The organism is Agromyces binzhouensis (assembly GCF_004135055.1).
GTDB lineage: Bacteria > Actinomycetota > Actinomycetes > Actinomycetales > Microbacteriaceae > Agromyces > Agromyces binzhouensis.
Genome location: NZ_SDPL01000169.1, coordinates 1 through 6,423, shown reverse-complemented (window position 1 = coordinate 6,423; position 6,423 = coordinate 1). Strand labels below are relative to the sequence as shown.

General features: G+C 68.6%; 5 protein-coding genes. All 5 read right to left on the bottom strand.

Going from position 1 to position 6,423, the window contains the following annotated elements; translation table 11 throughout:
• Window positions 1-169 precede the first annotated feature (169 nt).
• Window positions 170-328, bottom strand: coding sequence for a DUF6760 family protein (locus tag ESO86_RS18790; RefSeq protein WP_165307598.1), 159 nt, complete (start codon window positions 326-328; stop codon window positions 170-172).
• The gene (locus ESO86_RS09635) at window positions 325-798 is read right to left on the bottom strand and encodes a hypothetical protein (protein ID WP_129234704.1); all 474 of its coding nucleotides are present in this window, start codon (window positions 796-798) and stop codon (window positions 325-327) included. The genes ESO86_RS18790 and ESO86_RS09635 overlap by 4 nt, the downstream gene beginning before the upstream one ends.
• Complete coding sequence (locus tag ESO86_RS09630) at window positions 798-1,244, bottom strand: phage tail protein (protein ID WP_129234703.1); 447 nt, start codon at window positions 1,242-1,244, stop codon at window positions 798-800. The genes ESO86_RS09635 and ESO86_RS09630 overlap by 1 nt, the downstream gene beginning before the upstream one ends.
• A 70-nt stretch (window positions 1,245-1,314) precedes the next feature.
• Entirely contained in the window at window positions 1,315-2,889 is a 1,575-nt protein-coding gene (locus ESO86_RS09625; protein ID WP_129234702.1) for a phage tail sheath family protein, read from the bottom strand.
• 124 nt (window positions 2,890-3,013) lie between these two features.
• On the bottom strand, window positions 3,014-6,423 hold a 3,410-nt coding region (locus tag ESO86_RS09620; RefSeq protein ID WP_207207082.1), incomplete at its 5' end, for a hypothetical protein.

Sequence of the window (6,423 nt, the reverse complement as noted above, 5' to 3'; positions counted from 1 at the left end):
TGCGGTCGACCTCGCGCTGCAGCGCAGGGAGGAAGGCCCAGCCGGCGGGCGCGACCGGCCGAGGATCCGGCTGCGTCGACCCGCCCGCGGCGCTCGCGGCATCCGTCGGAACGGGGCCGGCCTCAGCCGTGCCCGTCCGTTCGGTTCGCTGCCACGGCCACCGCACCGCTCAACCGCCCTCGTTCAGTCGCGTGTTGATCGCCGCGATCTCCTGCACGTAGCGCCGACGCGCCGTGTGCTCCATGTCGAGGATGTCCTCGAGCGACCAGTGGAAGTGATAGGCGACGTACGCGACCTCCTCATGGATGCGGTCGGCCGGGTACGTCATGATTCCCCCAGGCGCCCACCCGCGAGGTCGGCCGTGAAGCGGTGCGAGCACTCGGGGCACGTCACGGCGATGCGGGTGTGGCCCTCGGCGTTGATCCGCCGGTAGAAGTCCTGCAGGAACGCGACATCCGACGCGAACATGTTCTCGATCACCGAGCCGTCGACGGACGGCAGCGTGCCGAGCGAGGTGATCACCCGGCCGAGCAGCACGACCGTCGTGTACGCCGCGTTCTCCTGGACGCGAGCGTCGTACAGCGGCAGCAGTTCGTCGCGCGCCGTCGCGAGGCGCATGACCCCTCGCCGGTGCACGGTCCCGTCGGGACCGACGTAGCCGCGCGGGAGCTCGAACGCGAACTCGGTGCGCATGACCCCGTCGTCCGATGCGCCGTATCCGGCTGCGCCCGCCTGTCCCGGCGCGTCCTCGGCGCCGGATGCCCCCGTGCTCGGCATCGTCGCGATGACCCGCTGCATCAGGTCACCTCGGACTCGTCGAAGCAGACCGTGAACTTCTCGGTCGCCTGCTCGGTCGCGCCCGCCTTCAGCGAGTTGATCTCCACCGAGCGGACCCAGCAGTTGCGGAACTCGTACTTCTTGAGGGTGCCGCCCTCGTAGTCGAGCAGTTCGACCGAGGCGTTCTTGCGCGCCCCGGCGACGTCGCCGTTCATCACGACCTTCAGCCAGTCGCTGATCGTCTTGGAGTCGGTGAGGCCACGGGTGACCGTGAACTCCCCCGTCTTCGCGCGACCGATCAGCTGGCGGGCGACGTACTTGCCGTCGGCGAGCTGCTGCTTGAGCTCGATCTTGTCGACCTCGTTCTTGAGGCCGCTGACCTCGGTGACCTTCGGGATCTCGATGCCGTCGATCGTGACCTTGAATGCGTAGGCCGGTGAGGAGTCGAAGGAATCGGCGAGTGCCATGGCGTGCTCCTGGGTTCGGTTCGGTCGGATGGTGGTCCGGGTGGGTTGGTGGTCCTGGTCGCTCCGGATGTCACTCGGTCACGATGCTCGTGCCGCCCGAGAACTGCGAGAGCTGGAAGACGACGAACTCGGCGGGCTTCACCGGCGCGACGCCGATCTGGCACACCACCTGGCCCGAGTCGATGACGTCGGCGGGGTTGGTCTCGTCGTCGCACTTGACGAAGAACGCCTCGTCCGGCGTGCGACCGAACAGGGCTCCCTTCCGCCATTCGCCGATCAGGAACGCCGAGATCGATCGGGTGAGCTTGCCCCACAGCGCGGGGTCGTTGGGCTCGAACACCGCGAACTGGGTGGCGTTGAGGATCGACTTCTCGAGGTAGTTGAACAGCCGCCGGATGTTGACGTACCGCCAGGCCGGGTCACTCGAGAGGGTTCGCGCGCCCCAGACCCGGATGCCCCGGCCCGGGAAGCTGCGGATCGCGTTCACGCCGATCGGGTTGAGCAGTTCCTGCTCGGTGCGGGTGAGCTGGGTCTGCAGTTCGACGGCGCCGCGCACGATCTCGTTCGCCGGCGCCTTGTGCACCCCGCGCTCGCTGTCGCTGCGCGCCCAGAGGCCCGCGATGTGACCCGACGGCGGCACGTAGCGGTTCGCCCCGGTCGCCGGGTCGAGCACCGTGAACCACGGGTAGTACAGCGCGGCGAACTTCGAGTCGTGGCCGGACTTGTTGCGCCGCCAGTCGACGATCTCCTGCGCCGACAGGTCCGGCGGCGGGTCGAGGATCGCCATGCGATCGCCCATGAGCTCGCAGTGGGCGACCACGGCCTTCTGCACGGCCTGGACCGTCGTGAGGTCGATGGCGCCCTGCTGGAAGGCCGCCATGAGGTCCGGGATCGCGACCATCGTGACGTCCTCGACCTCTTCGAGGCCGCTGAACCCCGTCCGGTCGGACGGGTCGCCGATGTAGTCGCGCGCGGCCAGCCCGTCGAGCACGACGGGCTGCTCCTCCGGTTCGGGCACCTCGAGGTCGAAGACGCCGTTCTGCGGGCGGATGGCTCCTGCCGCGGCATCCGCCTCCTCGACGACGACCGCCTTCGACTCCGCGAGCTTCGTCACGACGAAGTTCGGGCTCGCGGGACTCGCCGATACGCCGTCGTACACCTCGGGCGAGCGGCCCTCGACGGTCACGGCGATCTTGAAGCTGCCCTCCTCGGCGCCCTCGGCCTCGGTGTCGCTCACCTCGACCTTCACCGGCTTCGCGTTGGGGGAGGCGTTCTTCGCGGTGAAGACGTAGTTCCCGATCTTCGCCGTCTGCGGGCCCGCGGGGAGCTGCTTCTGGGAGCCCTTGCGGCCTCCCTTGCCGCCACCGCCGCCGTCGCTCGAACCGGCCCCGACCCGCACGATGTAGCAGTTGCCGCCGCCGTTCAGGAAGTAGCCGTACACGGCGTACGCCAGGTACGCGCCCTCGACGAGGCCGCCGAACTTCTCGACGTACTGGGTCCAGTTGGACACGAGGGTGGGCTGGTTCTCGGGGCCCTTCGGCGCCAGGCCGATGAACGCGGCGACCGCGGTGCCGACGCCCTCGATCGGCCGGGTGCCGGCCTCGATCTCCTGCACGTACACACCGGGAGAGAGGTAGGTGGGCATCGGAGGCTCCTTCGCTGGATCACGTGGTTCCAGCGTCCGCGCGCGCGTGCCTCGACGTGCAGTCTGTGCGTGCGTGCGGGTGGGTAGTCGTGGCTGCGCGATCGGGCAGGTCGCGCGGCCGAGGTCACGGTCCGATGACGGAGTACTTCCGACGCAGCGCGCCAATGGACTGACTGGTCGTCGGATACGGGCCCTCGTAGCGCTTGCCCCACTGGACGATCGCCAACCTCAGGGTCGGGTTCTCCAAGAGTTCGTGGAGCGCGATGAGGCGCTCCGAGCAATTGGGGCACGGACTGTGCGAGACGTGGATCTCGACGGTCCGAACGCGCCGCTTCCAGTCCGGGTCAACCGCGACCATGCGCTCCACCTGCGCGAGCAGTCGAGCTTCCGCATGGGTCGACGGCGCTTCGTCTCCGGTGGCTCGGGTGATGAACTCCGCCCGCTGCTCGATGTGCCGCGCAGCCTCGGCACTCTCGACCGCGTAGCCGCCTATCTGACCGGTGAGGCCGCTCTCGGGGGATTCGAGGCCGTGAAACGTCCGGCCGCCCTTCTTGGTTCCAGGTGCGCCGCGGGATCCCACTGGCGCGGCGCCTCCTCTGGTCGGATACGCCCGCTCGCCAGGTGCGCAGTCCACGACGAACCGCGCAACGCATTGGACGGAGCCGGCCGACGCCTTGCCACCGGGTGTCGTGTACTTCGGCGCGTCTCTGGCGAGCTTCATGCGTTGCCGGTGCACGGCGTCGAACAGCTGGGTGAGGCTCTCCGCGAACCGTCGTTGCCTGCTCGTCAGGCGGTTCCGTTCGGCGACCATGTCACGCACGTTCTCCAGGAGCGCGACCTCCCCCCGGACTGCGTCGTGTCGATTGCGTGCGATGGCGACACGGCCACTGAGAGCAGCCTTGTCCTTCTGCCGCTTCGGGGTGTTGTCGGGGAACTCGGCCACTTGTGCCGCGTAGTGGTCGAGCAGCACGCTTGCTTCGGTCGGCGCGCTCGCGACCATGATCCGATGTCCTGCGGCGTGCTCGATCCAGACTCGGTGCGGCTTCCCACCGGCAGAGAAGCCGAAGGCCGACGGGATCACCGCTGCGAGGTCCCGAATCCGCTGCTTCCCGGCCTCGACCTTCCCCTTCGCCCACGCCTTGCCTGCCGCGACCTTCGCCTTGACCTTCGTGCTGATGCCCTTGATGCCGCGGATGATCGGACCGGCGACCTTCAGGCCGGTCCTGATGATCGCGTCGAGCGCCTTGTTGATGGGGCGCTGGATGGCCTTCATGATCGACCGGATCTTCTCGCCGATGCCGCCGATGCCGAGGACGCTGGCGATGAAGCCGATGAGGATCGGCACCATCTGGCTCAGCGCGCTCTCGATCTTGTCGACGACCACGCCGACGCGTCCCTTGGCGATGTCGATCACGCCGTCGATGACGGTGTTGACGAACTGCGCGATGCGGGCGGCGTTGTTCACGAAGAACATCACCACGTCGTAGATGAGCTTGCACGCCTTGATGAACGCGGCGGCCGGGTTGAGCAGGCTGATCAACCACGTGATCCCCGCGGTGATGATCCTGGTGATCACGAAGTCCTGGAGCTGGTCCACGATCATCGCCTTGACGTCGCCGATCTTCTCGACGAGCTTGTCCCAGAGCCCGGCGACGCCCTGGTCCTTGATGACCTGGAAGACCTCGACGCCGCGCTCGACGGCCGCCATGGCCGTCTCGCCGATCTGCCGCACGAGGCGGTTGCGGATGTTCGCCCAGGTGAGACCGAACACCGAGGCGAGCAGCTTCACCACGCCCTTGAGGTCGAAGGTGTCGGGGATCTCGATGCCCGCCTCGCCGAGCTGCCCGAAGAGCCATCCCATGAGGCCCTTCTTGAGGTGGGTGGTGATGTTGGCGAAGAACTTGTCGATGCCGCCCTTGATGCCGCTGATGAGGTTGCCCAGGAACCCGACGGGGTCTCCGACGATGTCCCCCACGACGCTCGCAGCCCGGGCGAGCGCGTTCCGGAGCATCGCGGCGAGCTCGCGGATGGTGTTGATGACGGCCTTGATCGCACCGATCGCCTTGTCGACGAGTCCCCGGTTCTCCGCTTGGAGGGCTTCGATCCGCTCGTCGAGTCCCTTGCGTGCCTCGACGTACCTGGTCGCGATGGTCTGGACGACGTCGTTCTCCTTGTCCTTGACCTCGCTCTCGAGCTGATCGAAGCGGTCGGCGATCTCCTTGGCGGCCTCCGACCCCACCCGCTGCAGGTCCTTCGGCAGCGACTTCACGTAGGAGGCGATCTCGCCGCGACCCTTCGCGATGCGCTGCTTCGCGGAGGTCAGGGCTCCGCCCACGATGTTCGCGACGCGGTCGATCACGCCGTCCATCTGCGCGAGGTAGAGCTCGCGCCCGGCGACGTAGAACTCGTTGACCTTGTCGGGCATGCCGAAGAGCTTGTCCTTGGCCCAGCGGAGGCCGCCGAGCCATCCGCCGTACCGGTCTCGCTTGTAGGCCGACATCTTCGCCGAGACGTACGTCTCGAAGCGCGCCCTCGCAGCGGCCTCGCCCCGTTCGAACTCCGCCTCGACCTTCGGGTCGATGCCGTCGAGGATCTTCTTCACGTCCGTCTCGGTGGCGGTGAAGATGCCCTGGATCTTCGTGGTGACCTCGGCCCGTCGCTGCTCGTCCTTCGTCTTGGTCCGCCCCTTGTCGGCGACGAGCTTGGCGAGCGCCGCCGCCTTGGTCCCCTGCATGCCCTGCACGCCGGCCGCAGTGGCCGCGCCGGCCTGGGCCCTGCCCTGGGCGATGGTCGACTGCTCCACGGCCCGGTACTCGCCAGGCGCCGAGTCCGCGTGCGCCGCTGCCGTCTGCTTGTCGGCGAGCGCGCCCTCGAATTCGGGCTCGCCCGACTTCGCCAGCTGCTCGTCCGTGACGTTCGCGTCGACCATCTCCTGGTCGACCTCGTGCTTGCCCGCCTCGAGGTTGAGCTGCTCCGCCGGCGCGGGCTTCGGCGCGGCTCCCGCGGCGGGGATCTGCGCGACCTGGCCCGGGTTCTCGGCCGCCATCGGCGCGACGGGCTTCGGCACGGCCTTCGACTGGTCGGGCGGCGCCGCCGTGGCCGCTTCGATGTCGTGCGCCGCGCCTTCCTTTCCCTGTCCGACGAGCCCCTTGACCTCGCCCTTGACCTCGCCGGCCTTCCCCGACTTCGCGTAGTCGTCGGCCTCCTTCAGGGTCTTCGGCGACTTCGCCTCGATCGCCGACTTGACGGCCGCGATGAACGCCTTCTTGTCGAAGGTGCCCGGCTGCTGGGCGTCCATCGAGTCGGCCTTGGCGGCCTTGGCCTGGCCCGCGAGGTCGTCGCTCGGGGCGACGGCGGCGTCCTGCGCCTCCTTCGCCTTCGACGCCGCGGGCGGGTGGGCGCGCTTGGCCGCCGCGAACGACCTGACTCCGCCCGCGACCCGGGCGAACGCGGGGTCCTCGGCCGGCGTGACGCCGGTGGGCGCAACGGGCGGAAGCAGCAGCTTGTCGGCCGTCAACGGCTTCGGTTCCGCTG

Bases quoted from the DNA above. Each gene is read 5' to 3' on its own strand.
- ESO86_RS09625 (WP_129234702.1), bottom strand. From the start codon at position 2,889: ATGCCCACCTACCTCTCTCCCGGTGTGTACGTGCAGGAGATCGAGGCC.
- ESO86_RS09630 (WP_129234703.1), bottom strand. From the start codon at position 1,244: ATGGCACTCGCCGATTCCTTCGACTCCTCACCGGCCTACGCATTCAAG.
- ESO86_RS09635 (WP_129234704.1), bottom strand. From the start codon at position 798: ATGCAGCGGGTCATCGCGACGATGCCGAGCACGGGGGCATCCGGCGCC.
- ESO86_RS18790 (WP_165307598.1), bottom strand. From the start codon at position 328: ATGACGTACCCGGCCGACCGCATCCATGAGGAGGTCGCGTACGTCGCC.